This window comes from Dokdonia pacifica, assembly GCF_900188275.1.
In the GTDB taxonomy this organism is placed as follows: Bacteria; Bacteroidota; Bacteroidia; order Flavobacteriales; family Flavobacteriaceae; genus Dokdonia; species Dokdonia pacifica.
In genome coordinates this window covers 1,127,756-1,149,293 of sequence record NZ_FZNY01000001.1, presented here as the reverse complement: position 1 = coordinate 1,149,293, position 21,538 = coordinate 1,127,756, and the positions used below count along the sequence as shown (strand labels likewise).

Here is a 21,538-nt window from a genome sequence, read left to right as displayed (position 1 = left end):
TAGTATACTTTTATAACGCCTTGTTAAAGTTTGCCTATTTATGAAAGATTTAAAGTATTTGTCAGCATATCTTGTGCCATTATGTGCATTTATTGGAGTTTCTCTTCAGGGAGTATGGTCGTTTTTAACACCTATATATGCCTTTGCACTTGTTCCTATATTAGAGCTTATCTTCCCCGTAAATGACACCAATATTTCTGATGAAGAAAAAGAGTCTAAGGCTACTTTGCACTGGACAGATTTTCTATTATACCTTAATGTTATAGTCGTTTTTGGGTTGTTATACCTGACAATTTCTAAAGTGACTTCTCAAGAAGTTGCAACATACGAATTGGTAGGACTTATTTTTTCGTGTGGAATCGTTATTGGGTCTAACGGTATTAATGTTGCTCATGAATTGGGACATCGCAATAGTAAAATAGAACAGTTTTTAGGTAAGTTATTATTGCTTCCTGCACTTTATATGCACTTCTTTATAGAGCATAATTTTGGTCATCATCTTAAAGCAGCAACTCCAGAAGATCCTGCTACTGCAAAATACAATCAACCTTTGTATCATTTTTGGATTACTTCTGTTACGAGACAATATACAAGCGCTTGGCACATACAAAAAGATTTATTGAAAAGAGAAAATCGTTCTTTTTTATCCTATAAAAATGATATGCTTTGGTATACAATTATTCAAATAGGGTATCTCGTTGCTGGCTATTATTTCTTTGGGGTTTTAGGTTTCAAAATATTGTTGTTTGCCGCTATTTCCGGGTTTTTACTTTTAGAAACCATCAATTATATAGAGCATTATGGTTTACGTCGTAAAAAGAAAGAAAGCGGTCGTTATGAACGTGTACGAGAAGTACATTCTTGGAATAGTAATCATGTGTTTGGACGTATTATGTTATTTGAATTAACGCGTCATAGTGATCATCATTATCGTGCAAATAAAAAGTTTCAATTATTAGATTACCATGAGATCAGCCCACAATTACCTTATGGGTATCCTACTAGTATGGTCTTATCCCTCTTCCCTCCTATTTGGTTTAAAATCATGAATAAAAGAGTTCCTGAAGATCAAAAGGTGTTGGCTACTTCATAAAATACTCCTTATAAGAATCACATAATACTCGTTATGAAACCACTCTTCATTTTTTCTATCGCCATGATCGCTGTTGGTATATATTTCATTTTTATAGGAGTTAAAAAGAGAAAAAAATAAGCGAGCAAAGCCCGCTTATTCGTAATCTTTCATAGAAAATTAGCATACTGAATTGGGATCAATCACAGTAATCAATTACACATCCGCACACTACTCTATCCCATATTTCTCCGATAGGACAACGATGTGGGATACAAAATCCACTCCCATTAATTGACTTTTGCTCTGTTTCGTTTAATACGGTGCCTAAGTTTGAAAATTTGTTTAACATAATTATCATTTTTTAAATTAATACTGGAGTGAAGTTACTAATGAAAAAGCCTTAAAAACAGTGAGTTATAGTCAAATTTATAAAATTGATAAAGCGCTGGAAGTAACTTTTTTAAGCTCCGACAAATCTTTACTTGGGGTTCCATTCTATTAATAAATAGCTAGTTGTTTCGGTGTATTATATTTATTCATGCCTTGTAACAAAAACAGCAATATGCGTCCTATTTTAAAAACACACTATTATTTCTATGCCAAGAAACACAAAACTTAAAACGCTATCTCTCGAATACAACTTCACTTCCCATCAAATGTTTCTTATGAGTCTTATAGCAATTGCAACATTAATAATTTCAAGTGTTATTGGACTTATAGTATCTATTCCACTTTTTATTACCCTTATTCTTACAGTGATGACAAAAAAGGGTTTAGCAATGGATGATCATCAAATATATAAAGGCATATTTCTATTTAATTTCTTACTATATAAAAAAAGAATTAATCTAAAAAATAAGACATGTTTCTCCATTCTTAAGTTTAAGAAGAGACAGAAGTATGCTTTCGTTTCTGCTGCAAATCCAGATGCTTCTCATTCCTTTAATACGTTTGATATTTATTTACTTAATAAAAAGCATACAGAAAAAGAGATATTAATCTCTCTTAAAAAAGAGCAAAAGAGCAAACTCGCTTCAGAATTCATATCTTCTTTTAAAGGTTTTACTTGTGAGATTTATAGTCCTGATTTTTCATAAAATCATCCTACAAACATTTATCTTTGCACCCTCAAAATGATACATTATGTCTCAACAAGTAAGAGTACGCTTTGCACCTAGCCCAACAGGACCATTACATATAGGTGGTGTACGTACAGCCCTTTTTAATTACCTCTTTGCAAAAAAACACAAAGGAACCTTCGTATTGCGTATAGAAGATACAGATCAAAACAGGTATGTACCTGGCGCCGAAGACTACATTAAAGAGAGTTTAGATTGGTGTGGAATTCCTTATGATGAAGGACCCGGTCGTGAAGGCGATTTCGGACCTTATAGACAAAGTGAACGTAAAGAGATGTATTCCGCTTTCGCGAAAGCGTTATTAGATTCAGGAAATGCTTATTATGCATTTGATACCGCTGAAGCTCTAGATGCACATCGTAAAGACCACGAAGCTAAAGGCAAAACATTTATCTATAACTGGCATAACAGATTAAAATTAGACAACTCTTTAGTGCATTCTGAAGAAGAGGTACAACAACGTATTGATGCTGGAGATGCCTATGTGATTCGTTTTAAAGCACCACAAGACGAAATTTTGCATTTGCAAGATGAAATACGTGGCGATATCCAAATAGACACTAATATCCTAGATGATAAAGTGCTTTATAAATCTGATGGTATGCCTACCTACCATCTTGCTAATATTGTAGATGACCATTTGATGGAAATCACACATGTAATTCGTGGTGAAGAATGGTTACCATCGCTTGCTTTGCATGTATTATTATATCGTGCTTTTGGTTGGGATGCTCCTAAGTTTGCACACCTACCATTAATATTGAAGCCAGTAGGAAAAGGAAAACTAAGCAAACGAGATGGAGATAAATTAGGGTTTCCGGTATTTCCATTACAATGGGAAGATCCTAAAAAGAATGAAGTTTCTTCAGGATACAGAGAAGATGGATATTTTCCAGAAGCTGTAGTGAATATGCTTGCTTTCTTAGGGTGGAATCCAGGAACAGAGCAAGAGATTTTTTCTTTAGAAGAATTAGTAGCAGCTTTTGATCTTACACGTGTAAATAAAGCTGGAGCTAAATTTGATCCAGAAAAAACAAAGTGGTTCCAACAACATTATTTACAACAAACTTCTAATGATGTGGTATCTGCTCAATTTATGGAGCTTCTTACACAAAAAGGGGTTGATACCTCTCTAGCATACGTAACAACAGTGACTGGGCTTATAAAAGAACGTGCTATTTTCGTATCTGATTTATGGAACTTAGGAAGTTATTTCTTTGAAGCACCTACTTCTTATGATGAAAAAGCGGCTAAAAAAGGATGGAAAGAAGATACAGGCGCTATTATGAAACAAGTCATTACGGTTATAGAAGGAGTAACTACTTTTGACTCGACGACACTTCAGGATGCTGTAAAAGGGTGGATTACTAGTAATGAGTTAGGTTTTGGAAAAGTAATGCAGCCGCTACGACTTAGCCTTGTAGGTGCGATGCAAGGACCTGATGTATTTGCTATTGCAGCTACTATAGGCAAAGAAGAAACGATTGCTCGTATTCAAAAAGCCATAGAGACTTTATAATAAAGAAAACCTTTACAAACAAAAAAGCTTCACTGTTATAGTGAAGCTTTTTTGTTTGTTGTTGTGTTTTTATAAATAGAATACAACCCCAGCAGAGATGAAAGAAGCAGTTCCTTTAAAATCTCTAGCTTCTGAGTCTATAAGCTCTAAATCTTGTTTATTAAGACCGTTAAGTATATTGGTAACGCCATATTGATATTGCACCATCAAACGCACATTTTCAAATCCACCTGTTAATCCAATTACTGCAAAAGGATTAATCTTTGAGATTTCTTCTAGGTCGTTTCCTGTTAAACTTGAAAACCCAGCAATCCTTGTATCGGCTTGCCCATCATCTTTAAGGTTCATTTTACCATTTACCAATAATGCTGGACCAAAATCTAACGCTAGATTCTGTCCAATAATATTATAACTAACTAAGAAGTTAAGCTGTGCTCCAATAAAGTTATAGTCTATTTGATTATCTATCGCCTGACTTGCACCTGCCCCTTGTACAGAAACATTTGCGCTTATAAAATCAATACCATAGACAATTCCCCAATTGTTATAGAGACGGCCTCGTGTTGTGAATCCTCCTTGAAAACCTTCACTCCCATCTATATCAAGATTATCACTATCTATCGCGGTTAGTAAAATTTTTCCTTGTAATCCTATTCTGTTGTAACTACCTGTATTACGATGAGATTGCGCAAAAGTACAAGCAACACTAGCTAAAAGTATAAATATAAAAAGATGTAATTTCATAGAGTTAGGGGAATATTGATTGGGGTTATAGTTAGTTTGTTGAGGTCGCAAATGTAGTAAATACTATGAGACTTGTTACATTTTTAAGATAACGGCGACATATATGTAGTTATTTTAATAACTTCAACACTTTAATTCACTAACTAAAAAAATTATTATGGGACAAATCATCACATACGCAGGTATATTCCTATTAGTTCTTATTATTCTTTCCGGGATATTTATGGTCAAACAGCAAACAGCTGCTATTATAGAACGTTTTGGAAAATTTATAGGGACACGTCATTCTGGGCTTCAATTTAAAATTCCAGTATTTGATAAAATTGCAGGACGCGTTAATTTACGTATCCAACAACTAGATGTTGTGGTAGAAACAAAAACAAAAGATGATGTATTTGTACGTCTTAAGATATCTGTACAATTTCAAGTTCGTAAGGACGCTGTGTATGATGCCTTCTATAAATTAGAAAATCCACATGATCAGATTACATCATATGTATTTGATGTGGTACGTGCAGAGGTGCCAAAAATGAAATTGGATGATGTATTTGAGCGTAAAGATGATATTGCAATTGCTGTAAAATCAGAGCTTAATGAAGCAATGTCTAACTATGGTTTTGATATCATTAAAACTCTTGTAACTGATATTGATCCTGATCTACAGGTAAAGGAGGCAATGAACCGTATTAATGCAGCAGAGCGTGAAAAAGTAGCTGCTGAGTTTGAAGCAGAAGCAGAGCGTATCAAAATTGTTGCAAAAGCACGTGCAGAAGCAGAGTCTAAACGTCTACAAGGACAAGGTATTGCAGATCAGCGTCGTGAAATTGCACGTGGTCTTGAAGAGTCTGTAGATGTATTAAATAATGTAGGAATTAATTCTCAAGAAGCATCTGCACTTATTGTAGTAACGCAACATTATGATACCCTACAATCTATGGGTGAGCAAACCAACTCTAACTTGATCTTAATGCCAAACTCTCCACAAGCGGGAAGTAATATGCTTAATGATATGATCACTTCTTTTGTAGCTTCTAATCAAATAGGAGAACAAATGAAAAAAGAGAATGAAGCAAAAGGAATTGTAAATAGAAAGAATAAAGCTGACGATTAATTTTTTCTAGAATTAAATACAAAAAACGCCGAAAACATTTCTTCGGCGTTTTTCTTTTTATAAGTGCATCAAGCGATTTCTAAAATCAGTTCTTATAAAACTCCATTTATGATAAAACAAAAAGGAAATATTGCTAGAAATTAAAAAAGGAATAACGAATAGGCTTTAATAGCAAAAAAGACATTTTAAAGCCTATATAGCCACTTTATTTTCAAAACGATGTCATTGGGTTTCTATAAAAAAGAAGTACATGAAAACACTTCTAACAAAGCCATTTTTGATAAATTAAACTTATTGTTTTTTATATAGTATTGATTTTACTTATCACATGTTTTTGGGTCTAAAATTGCACATTTTTTGACAATTCCATCTGATTACATTCATCAGCATCTAAAATTTTGGAATCCATTTTGAGTACGCTTTCGCGAAAGCGTATCATCAATTCTTTTCAAGATGAAACATTGGTAAAATACTATCTGTAAAAACAGGAACTATTTTTGAGTTTCCTTGAATATTCAAATGTGTATAATCACTAAAATCATCTACAGTAAGATGTAATTCATTAAATAACCTGTTCAAGTTTATATACTTTCCTGAATTCTCTTTGATAAATAATTCCATCATTTTCATTTGCCCCAATAACTTTTTCTCTCGAATATATGATATAGAAGGTGCTGTATAAAAAACTAGGTTAATATCATGTATTTCGGCTTTGCGAATCATATCCTTAATATACGTTTGAGAAGCCAAATCAATAGTATCAATTACTGTCGCATCCAAACGGTCACTATACGTTGCTGCTATACTATTTAAATCATTTTGTTTTGCTTTTTGAGTCTCTTTTAAAGCGGTCGTGACAATTTTAGAAAAGCCTCTCCTATCTACGTCTTTTGCAGCTTTTAAACGATAAGGTGATTCGTATATTTTTTCATGAAGAATATCGTGAAATCGTATACTAGAACTCCATGCTTCGGGATACTCATCAATATCATAATAGGTATGAATAAGCTTGATCTTTTCTAAAGAAAAAGGAAGTTCATCAATCACTTTCATTTGTGAAAACTTCTGTTTGTCTGTACGTACTTCTACAAATTGATTCGGTGAAATTGAAACTAATAATAGCTGTTTTGGATGTATGTTTTTATCTTTTATAAGTTCATTAAATATAGCATAGGTAACATAAAAATGCTGTCCAGGACTTCCCAGACAATAACTTTTTGTGCCTAATAAACTATCTATTTTATGATGATTAAAAGAACGTTGAGAAATAGAGTTTCCTAGATACACAAAATCACTTGGTTCATTGCCCGCTGTATATTCTCTATAGTATTGACTAAAAAGCGCACTATGAATCACCTTACTATCTAAAAATAATAATACTCCTAACGTAAGGATCAATAGCAACAAACTTTTTAGATACAACTTCTTCATATCAAACTTTAAAATTGAAAATAAATAAATTGTGAACGATCTTCATATCCATAATAGCCATAAATAATAAGTATATAGACGCTTATTACATAAACACTCCAGCGTATGATACTGTGCTGCTTCTGTAGTATTTTATACACATTTTTATAGTGTCCTATGTATTCTAAAGCTAGTAACCCTATTATTGCAATCCATAATACCATCATATGGGTACGATCAAGCCCTAAAGTATCTCCTTTTTCGGAAAAAAGAAATGTATCTGCGGGTTTACAGAGGTTTTCAATCATAATAATGGCATCTGTAACGGTTTCAGCTCTAAAGAAAATCCAAGCAAAACACACTACTGTAAATGTCATTGTTCCTAAAAGAAATTTGCTTAAATAATTGGACTTCTTATCTATAAAATCCTGAGAAATCGTATTCCTAATAGCCTTTTCTATGACAATAATAATCCCGTGTATGGCACCCCAAATTAAAAATGTAATAGCGGCACCATGCCAAAGGCCACTAACTACAAATACGATAAATAAATTAAGATAGGTTCTATAATGTCCTTTCTTATTTCCTCCTAAAGGAAAATATACATAATCTCTAAACCAAGTAGATAATGAGATATGCCATCGATGCCAAAACATTGTAATAGATCTAGAAAAATAAGGTGCATTAAAGTTCTTCATAAGATCAAATCCCATCATTCTTGCAGTACCTCTAGCAATATCTGTATAGCCTGAAAAATCACAATAAATCTGGAAAGCAAAGAGTATAGTTGCTATAATCACTTCTAATCCTTTATAATCAGAAGGAGATTCATATACTGTATTCACCAATACGGCAGCCCTATCTGCAATGACCATTTTTTTAAAAAGACCAAAGCCCACAAGCAATAATCCAGATTTTACTTGCTCATATACAAGTAAATGTGTTTTCTGAAACTGAGGTAATAAATGAGAGGCTCTTTCTATAGGTCCTGCAACAAGTTGAGGAAAGAATGCTACAAATGTAAAAAAGGATAATACATTCTCTGTAGGTTGAATTTTCTTTCTATAAATATCAATGGTATAGCTAAGTGTTTGAAATGTATAAAAGCTGATTCCTACAGGTAAAATGATAGATAAAGGGGTTATGTCAAGCTCGGCACCTAATAAACGAAACCCATCAATAAATGAGGTGATAAAGAAGTTTACATACTTGAAATAGGCTAATAAACCAATGTTTACGCATAGACTAACTATAAGCCATGCTTTTCTAGTAGTACGTTTTTCTGTGGCGGCTATTTTCTTTCCTACACTAAAATCTACAGCAGAACTAATGACAATCAATAACAAAAATCGCCAATCCCACCATCCGTAAAAAACATAACTCGCTAGCAACAATACAATATTCCTTAGTGTCAACTGTTTTGACACCATCCAATACAGTGTTAAAACAATTGGAAAAAATATTGCAAAATCTATCGAGTTAAAGAACATATCATACGTTCTTCTTATAATTTACTGGCAGCGCCACTCAATAACTCATTGCTATCTTCTTTTGCTTTCTGAACAAATTCTTCAGCTCCTGAAATACTTGAAATTTCTTTTGAATGCGCTTTCGCGAAAGCGTATAAACTCTCAATCCCCGCTATACGAGTTCCTACTTTTTTGGCAGCTGTATTAAAGAACCCTATCACCTCTTCTTCGGTTAAATCTAACGCTAGTTTCTGAATAGTCTCTATCGTTGCTAGACGTTTTTCTTCAGGAAGATTCGCTAGTTTTTTACCTAATTTATTGATTTGACTTAAGGCCGAAGCTTTTTGCTGAGGTTGGGCTTTTTGTTGTTGAGGTTTATGTTGTGGTTTGGGCTTTTGTTTTGCCCAAGAATCACGTAATCCTACCGTACGATTAAACACTAATTTTTCTGGAGTACTATCTGTATCTACATTAAAATACCCCATACGCTGGAATTGGAATCGATCTCCTACTTTTGCATCTGCAAGATAGGGCTCAACGTATCCAGTAATCACATTTAGAGAATCTGGATTGATATATTCCATAAAATCTTTCTCCTTATCTCCATCGGGTGCTTCGTGGTTAAATAAACGGTCGTATAAGCGTATTTCTGCAGGAATTGCGTGTGCAATAGACACCCAATGTAAGGTTCCTTTTACAGGGCGTTTAGACGCTTCTGTACCACTTCCAGATCTTGTCTCTGGATCATAGGTACAATGAATTTCTGTTATTGTCCCGTTTGCATCTTTAACAACACTTTCCCCTTTGATGATGTATGCATTTTTAAGACGTACTTCTTTACCTAGTGTTAATCGGAAAAATTTATTGCCTGCTTCTTCCTTAAAATCTTCTCTTTCTATGTATAATTCTCCACTAAAAGGAACCTGATGTTCTCCTCCATTAGGATCTTCAGGGTTATTTTCGGCAGTAAGGAGTTCTTCTTTTCCTTCTGGATAATTGGTAATGATCAACTTTACAGGGTCTAGAACACCCATAACACGAGTGGCTGTTTTATTGAGATCTTCTCTAATATTAAATTCTAATAAAGAGACATCAATCACATTTTCACGCTTTGCAACCCCTACCGTATCTATAAATTTACGAATAGCTGCTGGTGTATATCCTCGTCTACGTAATCCAGAAATGGTAGGCATACGCGGATCGTCCCACCCTGAAACTATATTTTCTTCCACCAGACGTAATAATTTACGCTTACTCATGATGGTATAGCTTAAGTTTAAACGGGCAAATTCGCGTTGTTTTGTACGTACATCTTCTCCCGTATATACTTGATCCAAAAACCAATCATACAGCTTTCTATGAGGTTTAAATTCTAAGGAACATAAACTATGTGAGATTTGTTCTATGTAATCACTTTCTCCGTGGGTCCAATCATACATAGGGTAGATACACCAATCACTGCCTGTACGGTGATGATCTTTATACATGATACGATACATTAAAGGATCGCGCATCAGCATATTAGGATCTTCCATATCAATCTTTGCACGTAATACATGAGTTCCTTCTTTAAACTCACCATTTTTCATACGTGTAAATAAATCTAAATTCTCTTCTACAGAGCGATCTCGATATGGACCCGCAACACCTGGTTGTGTAGGCGTTCCTTTCTGTTGAGCCATTTCTTCACTCGTTTGGCTATCTACATAGGCTTTTCCATCCTTAATCATTTGAACAGCCCAATCATATAATTTCTGGAAATAATCACTAGAAAAACACACTTTATCCCATTGGTATCCTAACCAAGCTACATCTTCCTTAATCGCATCTACATATTCTTGCTCTTCTTTAGCTGGATTGGTATCATCAAAACGTAAGTTTACAGGAGCATTGTACTTCTCTCCTAGTCCAAAACTGATACAAATTGCTTTACAGTGCCCAATGTGTAAATACCCATTAGGTTCTGGTGGAAATCGAAATCGCAATTGGTCTTTCGTATACCCATTTGCTAAGTCGTCTTCTACAATTTGTTCTAAAAAATTCAATGATTTATGTGTATCACTCATAGTTATTTAATCAAGAAGCAAATTTAATAAAAGCAACTAAGAGTCTCACTGTATAAAATTTGTGTTTTTGTATATCTGCAAAAACAAGGGGAAATGCTATAATTCTCTTATTGCAGAGATGGTTATTAAATTTCCACATTCTGTGTTTTCCCAATTTAATTCAACAAAAATAGGTGCGTTATCTTCTGTAATTTCAATATCATTATTTGGAAGGTCATTAGGTTCAAAATTATATGTTTCATCATTTATGTCAATAAAAAAACCTCCACAACAAGGACATAATCTAAGATCTATTCCAGTAATTACTCCTTCAGAATCAAATGTTTGTACATTATTCTCATCATCATTCTTACAACATATAAGAAAAACTAATAATGCACTTAAAACTATCTTTTTGAACATATAATTATATTATTGATATATATCGTAGATGTTATATCACCTGTTTGGTTGCGTGTAACAAAATGAATACTTCTTATACCTATAGTATATAAACATCAATCATGAAACATTTAAATTATAGTTGCCCAAAATGCAATCACCGTCATTATACCGTTGGACAAATGAGAGCTACTGGAGGAACGTTATCAAAAATATTTGACGTACAAACAGAAAAGTATACTTCTGTTACTTGTGAAAACTGTACTTATACAGAGTTTTATAAAGCCAAAACAAGCGCTATTAGTAATGTGTTTGATTTATTTACTGGATAATTTTAACTAGAAATATGTCTACGTATGCTTTCGCGAAATGTGATACTGAGCGTGTCGAAGGGGCGTTTACTAGAGCAAAAATCATTCTTTATTTTTTAAAGTAACTTTGTATTAAACTAAAAAAGATTCCTGCCTTTGTAGGAAATAAACATGGGAAAAATTAGAGTAACCAATATTAGAGTATATGCCTATCACGGGTGCTTAACAGAAGAAAAAAAAATTGGATCAGATTATCGAGTAGATGTTGAGGTAGATGCCGATTTATCTAAGAGCGCACAAACAGATCAACTAGGAGATACGGTAGATTATGTGCTTCTTAACCATATTGTAAAAGAGGAGATGTCTATGTCTTCCCATTTATTAGAAACGGTTTGTGAGCGTATTTTACAGCGATTTATAGATCAAGAACCCTTAATTAAACACGCTACTGTGCAGGTTTCAAAATTAAATCCTCCTATTGGAGGCGATGTAGAAATGGTGACGGTAGAGCGCAGTAAAAGTCGCATATAAAATATCTATATATTTTTTGTTCTATTTTCTATACTCTTAAAAAATATATTACATTTGCAATCACCTTAAAAAGGTATCGTGGCCGAGTGGCTAGGCAGTGGTCTGCAACACCATCTACAGCGGTTCGAATCCGCTCGATACCTCAACAAAAAGAGCTTCAAATTTGAAGCTCTTTTTTTATGGATGTTTATTTTAAGAAATTGTTATTTAAAATAAGATAACGCAACCCTTTTGTATTCGTAGCATCTTATTAAAAACTACGATGATGAATACATTAAAAAATACCATACTCCTATGCTGCCTTTCTATCCTTTTTTATGGATGTAGTATTGATGACGATTTTAGCTCAGGAAATCAAGAGGAAGATTTAGAACTCTTACAAGAACTATTTGCTGACATTACCCTAATGGCCGATGCGCCATGTACCGATGAAACCGAATGGGAGTTTGTAGCTTACGGATCTAAAGCCTGTGGTGGCCCTCAAGGGTATATTGCCTATCCTACTACTATAGATGTAGAGGCCTTTCTATTATTGGTAGAAAATTATACAACAGAAGAAGCTATTTTTAATGCAAATTATGGGATCGCTTCTACCTGTGATGTTCCTGCAGTGCCTATAGATGTAGTATGTGAAGAAGGAGTTGCTGTGCTCGTATATGAGTAGGTTACGATCTACTATCTCTTATATTTTCTAAGCCTTTCTTAATATCCATTTTATCTTTTGGTAAAAAGCCTTTTACAGTAAGTACAAGTCCGCAAATTATTAAAATAAGCCCTAGTAATTTTTTGACTTTAAAGATACGTCTAGGTGTAAGAAATCTTTTGAGTTGTTTAGCAAGTATAATCTTCCCTAAATCAACAATAAAATAGGTGGAAATCATAATTCCTAAAAAGGTAAATAGTCGTACGGGGTCATTGTCTACCGTAGGACCTACAACAATGATCACTCCTAACCATATCACAAGTACACCTATATTTATAAAATTGAGTAAGAATCCTTTTATAAAGAGTTGTAGATATCCGTGTTTTCCTCCTTTTACTCTGGTAGGATCAAGCATTTCTCGTGTGGGTCTTTTTAGATACATCATTAAGCCGTATACAATAAGAATCACACCTCCAAATACATAGAGTCCTGGTGCATTACTAAGATTTTCTAACAGTTGATAACTACTCAAATAGGCAATTCCGATAAAGACAATATCAGCTGTAAAGACCCCTAAATTAAAGATAATTGCGGCTCTGAATCCTTTGGTAGCAGCAGTTTCAAGAAGCACAAAAAATACTGGACCTATCATAAATGCTAGTACGAGACCAGAAGTAAGTGCAGCCGGAAAATCTTGAAACATATAATTAAAGCCTTTTACACAAAGTTAGGGAATGCGCGTTAACCTCCAAAGAACTCTTTGTTTTATCATGTATTATTACTGAGTACGCTTTCGCGAAAGCGTATAATAAAAGAGATCAAAGCTCTAAATTCAGAAAATCAATTCAAGGATTGAGGTATTTAACTATAGATCCCGCTTTTCAAAACAGAATTTCACAAAAAAATAAAGGCACATACAGTGTATATACCTTTATTTAGCATTGAACTATTTTAACACTTATAAAATCCTAATTCTTCCTCCAAAAGTTCTTCTACGTTTTACTTCTGCAGGCTTTCCATACACATCTACATCGCCTCCGGCGCGTATGGTAATATCTGCTTTTTTAGAAGCATATACTTCTACTTCTCCTCCAGCTTGTACAAATACTTTTGCCTCTTCTGTTTCTAAATCTCTTCCTTCATAAACACCTCCCGTATTTACAGTAACATCTTGTGTAACTGCCATTCCTGTAGCCTCTATCATACCTCCTGTAACAGCGCGCATCGTAACGTTTTGTACTTTAAGTCCTACATTGATACGAGCGCCTTCTTGCATTTTAATTTCAATGTTATCTTGCTCTATCAACTCATTTGAAGTAATCTCTGCCCCTTCATTTCCATCTATTATTTTTAAATTGTTGTAATACACATTTACAAAGGTGTTATTACCGTCAAAGATTAAATCAAACTCCATACGAATTTTTAATTTTCCATCTTTATTGACAACTTCTACTTGACTCGCATCTGCTCCAGAAATCACTACTTTATTTTCATCAGACTTTACCAAGTTTACTACAATACGGTCATATACTTTTACTTCTGTAAAATCTCCTACATTTTTTGTGATTTGTCCAAATGTAATTGCCGAAATACAAACTGCAATTACTGTCATTATGATCTTCTTCATTTTTGTTCTTATTTGTAATAGAGACCTATGATCTATTTATATGTTACAGTTTAAGACGAAATATCTATTATTTCCCTCATCCTAACCTTCTCCCAAAAGGAGAAGGAACCTCTTTACGTATATTATCTTTTATGATGTCTTCTGTTTAAGTTATCTGTGGCTTGCAATAATTTTCTCATTAGATTAGGATCAAGATCAGGGTGTGTAGCAATATAAGTATTTACTAAGGTATATGCTTTTGGAGAGGTATATTGTCCTATGGTACTGTTTAACCATCCTAATGGGAAAAAAATATCTCCTGTTTCTTGAACCTCTTCTAATAATTCTAAGCTTAACGCAACGCTATTTCCATTTTCTTTTTGACGTAAGGGATGATGTATAAACGAACATGCTGTTTGTACCCAATTTTCTTTTTCTCTGTTTGTAGCGTCTTTAAATGATTCAAAATAAGCGATTCTTACTGTTGGATCTGAATCTAATGCAGGTTCTAAAAATTCAAAGCGTTGTATTTTATCAGGATTGGTAAGTACTGATTTGGCTTTCGTCAAAATAACCTCAGCATCAGGATGTCCATATAAAGCCAATCGTTGTGCTAAACTGGTATAATTATCTTTATTTAAAACTAAATTATCTATGGTCTCTTCTTTATTCCAAATACGATAAAGTGTTGCTATTCCTTCTTCAGAATGTGCCACAGAACGATAGGTATTAAATAATGTCTTTTTAATATTCTTAGACTCTGATTGTTTGAGTCGTTTATAAATAGTGGTTTCTAAATCTGGTTGATTGGCTATACGTTCTTCTTCTGTAAAAGAGTTCCAATACAAACTAGAAGCTTGTCCAGTAATCATACGAAGGATTAATTCGTTAGATTCTGTTTTGATTCCTTCGATGAGATTTTTAAAAGCCACTGTATTTACTATGGTACCATTAAGAGTATTTTCATACGTATTTAGATAAGCATGTGCTCTGGCAACTTCATCTTGAATAGTAGGTGTTTTAGAGACTTCACTTACTGGAAATACACCATACCCATATCCATTACTGTTATACAATACATACAACGGCTCAGGGGCTCCTACGGCTTGAGATATTTCTATTTGTTTTTTATTACTTACTACTGGAATTGTAGTAATACTGTCTTTATACACCAAACTAATATCAAAAGATTGTGGCCAAAGATGATCAGATCCATCTTCTGCTTTTTGAGATAGGGTAAACTGCTGAATGGTATTATTATTATCATACGCAATAGCACCAGAAAACACGGGTCTCCCAGCTGAATTTACCCACACATCACTCCATTGTTTTAAATCTAAATCTGTTTTGGTATCTAGAATTTCTACGAGGCCATTCCAATCTGCATTTCCGTTTGCATAGGTTGCAATGTACTCCCCTATTCCATCTTTAAATTTTGTTTCTCCTAAAGCTAGTTCTAACTGACGCATCATAATAGGCGCTTTATTATAAATAATACTTCCGTATAAGGAACCTGCATTTTTTAGATTATCCAAATCCTGACGGATAGGATTGGTGCCTTTTGTACGATCTACACTATAAGCTCTTGGATAATGAGACGTTAAAAACTGTAAGTCATGATTAATATCTGTAAACACTGGATTTACAATCTTATCTGCCATAAAATTGGCAAATACTTCTTTCATCCATACATCATTAAACCACTCCATCGTAACCAGGTTTCCAAACCACATATGAGCCGTTTCATGTGCAATAAGTTTAGCTCTGGATAATTCCTGAGATCGTGTGGCACTGTTATCTAAAAACAGACTAGATTCTCGATATTGAATAGCTCCTGTATGTTCCATTCCTCCATATTGAAAGCCTGGAATGGTTGCAAAATCAAACTTCTTAAATGGGAAATCAACCTGCGTATAAGCTTCTAGAAAATCTAATGACAATTGATGTAGCTCAAAAATACGATCGGTACTTGCGGTTATTTTTTCTTCATTGGTTTCTCTATAAAGCATGTTCATTTCACGCTTGGTATCTTGAGATGTTACGTCTTCAAATTGTCCAGCTACAAACGAAAAAAGATAGGTACTCATCTTATCGGAAGGTTCAAATTGATACACCGTAAAGTCTTCCAGTTCATTTTTTGATGCCAATGGTGCTCCACAGAGTACTTTCCATTCTTTAGGAACTGATATTTCGAGGGTATATGTTGCTTTGATATCTGGTTGATCAAAACATGGGAAAACGGTTCTAGCACGATCAGGAACTAACAAAGTATATAGATAATCATCATTACGATTTAGAGATAATTCTCCTGCATAAAATTTAATATCTATATGGTTTTTACCCAATTTTAAAGCCTCTACAGGGATAATCAAGTGTTCTTTGTTATGTACGATAGCAGTTTGCTTATCATTTACGACAAGGCTTTGTAATGCGTTAGATGCTTCTTTAAAATCTAGATATAAGGGATGTGTTAGATCTTTAATGGTTAACTCTAGATCAAAAATCGCTGTAATAGGATCTTCTTTTTTTTCAGGAATAGCAAATCCGAGCTGGTAGGTTACATCTGCTACTTGCGAGCGTCTGTAGGTTGCCATTTCTAAAGGAACACCCGTATCGTTTAAAGAAATAACTTCTGAAGGAGTTTGTTTGCAGGAAAGGCAAAGAAGAAGTGCTATAACAAGACTACTAATAGATTTAATCATAGATCGTTTTTTATAGGGAAAGATAAGGAAATCTTGATGTCTTTTTGAAATAGGAATTAGGATTGATAGGCTATATAATTTATACGCTTTCGCGAAAGCGTATGTAGCAATTATACTTTCTTATGTCAACTGCTACCTGTTTAAATTTTCTTTTAAAGCCCTCATTCCTGTTTCTCCCAAAGGGAGAAATGATTTGGTTATTGGATAGAAGTGGTTTGTATATAAAATAGCGTAGTGTTTTATTTTTAAAAACGTAAGGTGACTTCGATACAATTACTCATGCTTCGAAATCATTTAGTCACCACATAAAAGCTAGGAGGAATTTCCTTTTTTGTATCTTCCAAAAAATCATTTTTACTTTTTATGCGTACTCTTATCTATACTCTTTGTTTTTTAGTGCTTCCTTTTACCATCTTTTCGCAAGAAGATACATCAGTTACTGAAGAAAATGCTCCTGAAATCTATTTTATGAAAGGAGATGGTGGGCATCATTATATCAATAATGAGATTTTTTATACGATGAAGTTTCCTGGGGAAGACGTACAATACATGGATAATGGTGCTTTTAAAACCAATGATTATATCATTAATATTATCAATGCACCGTATGACACTGACGCTTATCATAATGGTAAAAGTATTGAAGAAGAAAAGGCAGTATTGACCACCTTCAAAGCCTCTGAAGTCAATAATATGAGGGAGGCATTACAAATGGAAATCCCATCTTCTGAGGAGTTTTTCACGAATGAAGAAGGAAAGCTTTTTTATCTATTTAATTATGGAATTCCTGAATCTAAAGTAAATCTAGAGGAAGATTATCTTTCAAAAATTTATATTCTTTGTTTTATTGTAAATGATACAATGGCAACCATAAGTTTTCCTTTATTCTCATCAGAAAATGAAGAAGATAAGCTTGCGTATATCAAAACCGTTTCAGAAACAGTAGACATCTTTCCGGCAACCATCTCAATGAATTTTCTAAGACAACGTATTATGCATACCTCTGAAGATCCTATTTCAATTAATTATGAGGGTGCCAACTTTAAATTTATCGTTCCTGACTACTTAAATGTCATAGATTCTCAAAGTGAAACCCAATGGTATGCTAGTTTTCCTGATGTAAATAATGTCAAAAATGCCGTGGTTATTAATATTACTAACAAGAGTAATTACAAATCGTTTAAGGCCTTTAATGATGAGGTGATGCCTAGAGGTAAAATAGGAGAATCCGATGGAAATTATACGCTCCTACTCAAAGAAGAACTCTCTAATATCGGTGCTTTTAATGGAGAAAGTTATAGAATGCAATACATGTTAAAAAGTATGCAAATGTATCATTCTAAAAAGGTGTCTTTTCAAACCAAGAATTATTACGGTATCATTTTATTTAATGCTACCACCGAAACCTATGCTAAAAACATAGATCGCTTTGATGCCTTTTTAGAAGGTTTTGAAATCATAGAATAATTCAAAAAATCAACTCTTTATAAATTTCATTGTTTTTGTAGCTCCAGATACCGTTTCAAGGGTTATGTAATACACACCTTTTGAAAGTCTTGAGACATCTATTTGAGTAGTATCTTGTTGAGTAATTAGTACTTCTCCTAACGTACTATATACTTTTATAGAATGAATAATCTGCTTTTCAATATCCGAAATAGAGATGCTATTTGTTGCAGGATTAGGATATAGACTTACGTTTTGTAATTCCTTATCTACAATATGTAATGCCTCTTCATCTCTTAATTGAAAAGAAAGTGATGTAAGATCTGTTCCTATTGCTTCAGCATTAGTAAGCCATCCATCGGTCCATCCAAAAATACCATCTGCATCTATAACCATAGGTACAGTTTCATCTAAATTTATCATATCAGATTCTGTCCATAACCATGTAGAATTTGGTCCTACACCAGTAATAGTAGGAAAAAAGCAAAGCCAATATTTACCGGGCGGCAGTGTAATTTGGTTTCCTCCATTTGCAGCTGTTAATTGAATAGCTAAAAAATTAACGACGGGTTGTCCAATAATAAGCTCTTCATAGGTAAATAAATCTTCTGTAATATTTGTTAAACCTATAATTTCTGATCCTTCTATGGAAGGATCTCCATTAGGAACACCTCCTATATCTGCATAAATAAACACATTAATACTAGAAAGTACTTCGTCTACAGGCATATTTACATTGACACCAAAAACATCTAACTCTCCTAAAACAATTTCAGTATCCAGTATAAACTTATCTGCTGCATACACACCCATCCCGTCTGTACCTTCTGAAGTAATAATAGATACATATCCCGAATCATCCCACGCTGGAGGTTTATCTATCACCACATTTTGAGAAAGACTAAGAATACTATAGAAAAATAAAACTGTATAGGTGAATGTTTTTTTCATAGATACACTAAGGTACTATAATATTCTTTGACAGCTATTAACTAAAAATCAATGTGATTTTATAGATGTATACGCTTTCGCGAAAGCGTATATATTTAAACCACATTTATAACGTAATATCAGAATCTTACTATAGAAATTTTCAATGTGATAAGAACCTGAAACGAGTTCAGATTGACGTTGGTATTATTCCTTCACTCCTATTAAATGGAAATCAAGATGTTTCTTCACAAGATCGGCTTCTTTTACTTTCACAACTACTTCGTCACCTAAAGTGATTTGGTTTTTTGTATGTTGTCCAATAATAGAATAGGTATCTTGATCAAACTCATAATGATCGTCTTTAATATCACGTAAACGAACCATTCCTTCACATTTATTAGAAATAATTTCTACATAGATACCCCATTCTGTTACACCAGAAATCACACCTAAGAATTCTTCATCTTTATGATCTTGCATAAACTTGACTTGCATATACTTAATGCTATCACGTTCAGAATTGGTTGCCAGCTGTTCCATGGCACTAGAATGTTTACATTTTTCTTCATACTCCTCTTCACTCGCCGATTTACCACCATCTAAATAGTGTTGTAAAAGACGATGTACCATTACATCTGGATAACGACGTATCGGAGACGTAAAATGAGAATAATAATCAAATGCAAGTCCGTAATGACCTATATTTTCTGTAGAATATACAGCTTTAGACATGGTACGTACCGCAAGGGTATCTACCATATTTTGTTCTTTCTTACCTTGTACGTCTACGAGTAGGTTATTTAAAGAGCTTGTAATGCTCTTTTTATCTTTAAGGTTAAGCTTGTATCCAAAATTACTTACTACCTTCTCTAAGGCTGCTAATTTCTCATCATCAGGTTCGTCATGGATACGATATACAAAAGTATGTTTTGGTGTCTTTTTACCAATAAACTCAGATACTTTACGATTTGCTAAAAGCATAAACTCTTCTATAAGTTTATTTGCATCTTTTGAAGTTTTAAAGAATACTCCTGTTGGATTTGCGTCTTTATCTAAATTGAATTTTACTTCTACTTTATCAAAAGAGATAGCACCATCTTTCATACGTTGTTTACGCATGAGTTTAGCAAGTCTATCTAATTCTAGTGTAGCTTCTACTAATGCATCATCTACGGTATACGTTTTTCCAGTTAAAGATACTTCAGCAGGAATTTGATTGCTTTTTGATTCTATAATAGCTTGTGCTTCTTCATAAGCAAAACGTGCATCGCTATAAGTGACTGTACGTCCAAACCATTGGTTATGTATTTTCGCGGAAGCGGGATCCATTTCAAACACTGCAGAGAAGGTATATTTTTCTTCATGAGGTCGTAAGGAACAAGCACCATTACTTAAAATTTCAGGAAGCATAGGTACTACTCTATCTACTAAATATACAGAGGTAGCACGTTCATAGGCTTCATCATCTAGTAAGGTTCCTGGTACTAAATAGTGACTTACATCGGCTATATGAATACCTATCTCATAATTTCCATTTTCTAATTTTTGAAAACTTAATGCATCATCAAAATCTTTAGCATCCTTAGGATCTATCGTAAATGTGAGAATATCTCGCATATCACGACGCTTTGCAATTTCTTCTTTTTTAATAGAAGTATCTATCTTATTTGCATAGTCTTCTACTTCTTTAGGAAATTCATATGGGAGTCCATACTGTGCTAAAATAGAATGAATCTCTGTATTATGTTCTCCAGGTTTTCCTAGTACTTTAGTAACTTTTCCAAAAGGAGATTCTGCTTTATCTGGCCAGTCTTCTAGCTTTACAAGTACTTTATCACCATGTGTTGCTTTTCCTATTTTTTTAAGAGGTACAAATACATCTGTATACATTTTATTACTTTCTGATGTATGTACAAAAGCAAATTTTTTCTGGATTTCTATAACACCTACAAATTCTTCTGTTTTTCGTTGTATAATCTTAACAATTTCGCCTTCGTGTTTTCTACTTCGGCGTTGTTTATATACGTATACTTCTACTTCATCACCATGTAATGCTTTATTTAAGTGATGCGGAGGAACATAAATATCTTGTTCCATATTTTCTACCATCACATATCCACCACCTTTTCCAGAAACATCTAGGATTCCGATATGGTAGTTACGATTAGGCGTGAGCTGGTATTTCCCTCTTTCGGGTTCTATAATTTGACCTTTGGCTTTTAATTGCCCTAATCTTTTAATTACCATATTGCGACTACTCGTATCTGTTATATCGAGTTTTGCACATATTTGCTTGTAATTAAAAGTTTTATGGTGGTCTTCTTTAAGGATACGCATGATCCTTTCTGTGAGGTTATTAATCTTTGCAGAACTGCGTCTGCGTTTCTTTCTAGTCATTTAAAATTGTAATCATATTGTATTTCTATCATATATAGAAATGTATTTATTTTTT

The 21,538-nt window shown here is 33.7% G+C and carries 19 protein-coding genes and 1 tRNA gene; 9 read left to right on the top strand and 11 right to left on the bottom strand.

The features are described 5' to 3' along the window. Window positions 1-40: 40 nt before the first annotated feature. The gene (locus CHB80_RS05010; RefSeq protein WP_089370319.1) at window positions 41-1,093 is read left to right on the top strand and encodes an alkane 1-monooxygenase; all 1,053 of its coding nucleotides are present in this window, start codon (window positions 41-43) and stop codon (window positions 1,091-1,093) included. A 178-nt stretch (window positions 1,094-1,271) separates the two neighbouring features. Here CHB80_RS05010 and CHB80_RS24860 read toward each other — a convergent pair whose 3' ends face one another. Beyond that, on the bottom strand, window positions 1,272-1,424 hold the full coding sequence (locus CHB80_RS24860) for a hypothetical protein (protein WP_218823075.1): 153 nt from the start codon (window positions 1,422-1,424) through the stop codon (window positions 1,272-1,274). Window positions 1,425-1,671: 247 nt separating this feature from the next. Between CHB80_RS24860 and CHB80_RS05005 the strand changes: the two genes are divergently transcribed. Beyond that, complete coding sequence (locus tag CHB80_RS05005; protein ID WP_089370318.1) at window positions 1,672-2,172, top strand: hypothetical protein; 501 nt, start codon at window positions 1,672-1,674, stop codon at window positions 2,170-2,172. Window positions 2,173-2,218: 46 nt separating this feature from the next. Beyond that, window positions 2,219-3,733 (top strand): glutamate--tRNA ligase, encoded by a 1,515-nt coding sequence (gene gltX / locus CHB80_RS05000; protein WP_089370317.1) that lies wholly within the window; start codon window positions 2,219-2,221, stop codon window positions 3,731-3,733. A gap of 69 nt (window positions 3,734-3,802) precedes the next feature. Here gltX and CHB80_RS04995 read toward each other — a convergent pair whose 3' ends face one another. Further along, window positions 3,803-4,477 (bottom strand): hypothetical protein, encoded by a 675-nt coding sequence (locus tag CHB80_RS04995; protein WP_089370316.1) that lies wholly within the window; start codon window positions 4,475-4,477, stop codon window positions 3,803-3,805. 157 nt (window positions 4,478-4,634) lie between these two features. Between CHB80_RS04995 and CHB80_RS04990 the strand changes: the two genes are divergently transcribed. Further along, on the top strand, window positions 4,635-5,588 hold the full coding sequence (locus CHB80_RS04990; protein ID WP_089370315.1) for an SPFH domain-containing protein: 954 nt from the start codon (window positions 4,635-4,637) through the stop codon (window positions 5,586-5,588). Between the two features lie 438 nt (window positions 5,589-6,026). On the opposite strand, the gene CHB80_RS04985 is transcribed toward CHB80_RS04990, so the two are convergent. The 4 genes from CHB80_RS04985 to CHB80_RS04970 form a co-directional block, all read right to left on the bottom strand. Continuing rightward, window positions 6,027-7,019 (bottom strand): hypothetical protein, encoded by a 993-nt coding sequence (locus tag CHB80_RS04985; RefSeq protein WP_143337050.1) that lies wholly within the window; start codon window positions 7,017-7,019, stop codon window positions 6,027-6,029. An 8-nt stretch (window positions 7,020-7,027) separates the two neighbouring features. After that, the gene (locus CHB80_RS04980) at window positions 7,028-8,488 is read right to left on the bottom strand and encodes an MBOAT family O-acyltransferase (RefSeq protein ID WP_089370313.1); all 1,461 of its coding nucleotides are present in this window, start codon (window positions 8,486-8,488) and stop codon (window positions 7,028-7,030) included. A gap of 14 nt (window positions 8,489-8,502) precedes the next feature. Then, window positions 8,503-10,533, bottom strand: coding sequence for a glutamine--tRNA ligase/YqeY domain fusion protein (locus CHB80_RS04975; protein ID WP_089370312.1), 2,031 nt, complete (start codon window positions 10,531-10,533; stop codon window positions 8,503-8,505). A 96-nt stretch (window positions 10,534-10,629) separates the two neighbouring features. Further along, window positions 10,630-10,935, bottom strand: a complete 306-nt coding sequence (locus CHB80_RS04970) for a hypothetical protein (protein ID WP_089370311.1) — start codon at window positions 10,933-10,935, stop codon at window positions 10,630-10,632. A 101-nt stretch (window positions 10,936-11,036) separates the two neighbouring features. Here CHB80_RS04970 and CHB80_RS04965 point away from each other — a divergent pair, with 101 nt between their 5' ends. The 4 genes from CHB80_RS04965 to CHB80_RS04950 all read left to right on the top strand — a co-directional run bounded on the left by CHB80_RS04965 (window position 11,037) and on the right by CHB80_RS04950 (window position 12,420). Then, window positions 11,037-11,246, top strand: coding sequence for a zinc ribbon domain-containing protein (locus tag CHB80_RS04965; protein ID WP_089370310.1), 210 nt, complete (start codon window positions 11,037-11,039; stop codon window positions 11,244-11,246). A 150-nt stretch (window positions 11,247-11,396) separates the two neighbouring features. Next, window positions 11,397-11,756, top strand: coding sequence for a dihydroneopterin aldolase (gene folB, locus CHB80_RS04960; protein WP_089370309.1), 360 nt, complete (start codon window positions 11,397-11,399; stop codon window positions 11,754-11,756). A 72-nt stretch (window positions 11,757-11,828) separates the two neighbouring features. Then, a tRNA-Cys gene (locus tag CHB80_RS04955) sits at window positions 11,829-11,899 on the top strand. A gap of 122 nt (window positions 11,900-12,021) precedes the next feature. Continuing rightward, window positions 12,022-12,420, top strand: a complete 399-nt coding sequence (locus CHB80_RS04950; protein WP_089370308.1) for a hypothetical protein — start codon at window positions 12,022-12,024, stop codon at window positions 12,418-12,420. A 1-nt stretch (window position 12,421) separates the two neighbouring features. Here the strand turns inward: CHB80_RS04950 and CHB80_RS04945 are convergent, their stop codons facing one another. The 3 genes from CHB80_RS04945 to CHB80_RS04935 form a co-directional block, all read right to left on the bottom strand. Next, window positions 12,422-13,102, bottom strand: a complete 681-nt coding sequence (locus tag CHB80_RS04945; protein ID WP_089370307.1) for a LysE family translocator — start codon at window positions 13,100-13,102, stop codon at window positions 12,422-12,424. A 255-nt stretch (window positions 13,103-13,357) separates the two neighbouring features. Continuing rightward, window positions 13,358-14,026, bottom strand: a complete 669-nt coding sequence (locus CHB80_RS04940; protein WP_089370306.1) for a head GIN domain-containing protein — start codon at window positions 14,024-14,026, stop codon at window positions 13,358-13,360. A gap of 122 nt (window positions 14,027-14,148) precedes the next feature. Continuing rightward, a complete protein-coding gene (locus CHB80_RS04935) occupies window positions 14,149-16,707 on the bottom strand; it encodes a M1 family metallopeptidase (RefSeq protein WP_089370305.1) in 2,559 nt (852 codons plus the stop codon). A 363-nt stretch (window positions 16,708-17,070) separates the two neighbouring features. Here CHB80_RS04935 and CHB80_RS04930 point away from each other — a divergent pair, with 363 nt between their 5' ends. After that, window positions 17,071-18,174, top strand: a complete 1,104-nt coding sequence (locus tag CHB80_RS04930; RefSeq protein WP_089370304.1) for a hypothetical protein — start codon at window positions 17,071-17,073, stop codon at window positions 18,172-18,174. A gap of 9 nt (window positions 18,175-18,183) precedes the next feature. On the opposite strand, the gene CHB80_RS04925 is transcribed toward CHB80_RS04930, so the two are convergent. Further along, window positions 18,184-19,104 carry a T9SS type A sorting domain-containing protein gene (locus CHB80_RS04925; RefSeq protein ID WP_089370303.1) on the bottom strand — a complete coding sequence of 307 codons (921 nt, stop codon included), beginning with the start codon at window positions 19,102-19,104 and terminating at the stop codon, window positions 18,184-18,186. Window positions 19,105-19,290: 186 nt separating this feature from the next. Next, the gene (gene rnr, locus CHB80_RS04920; RefSeq protein WP_089370302.1) at window positions 19,291-21,483 is read right to left on the bottom strand and encodes a ribonuclease R; all 2,193 of its coding nucleotides are present in this window, start codon (window positions 21,481-21,483) and stop codon (window positions 19,291-19,293) included. Window positions 21,484-21,538 lie beyond the last annotated feature (55 nt).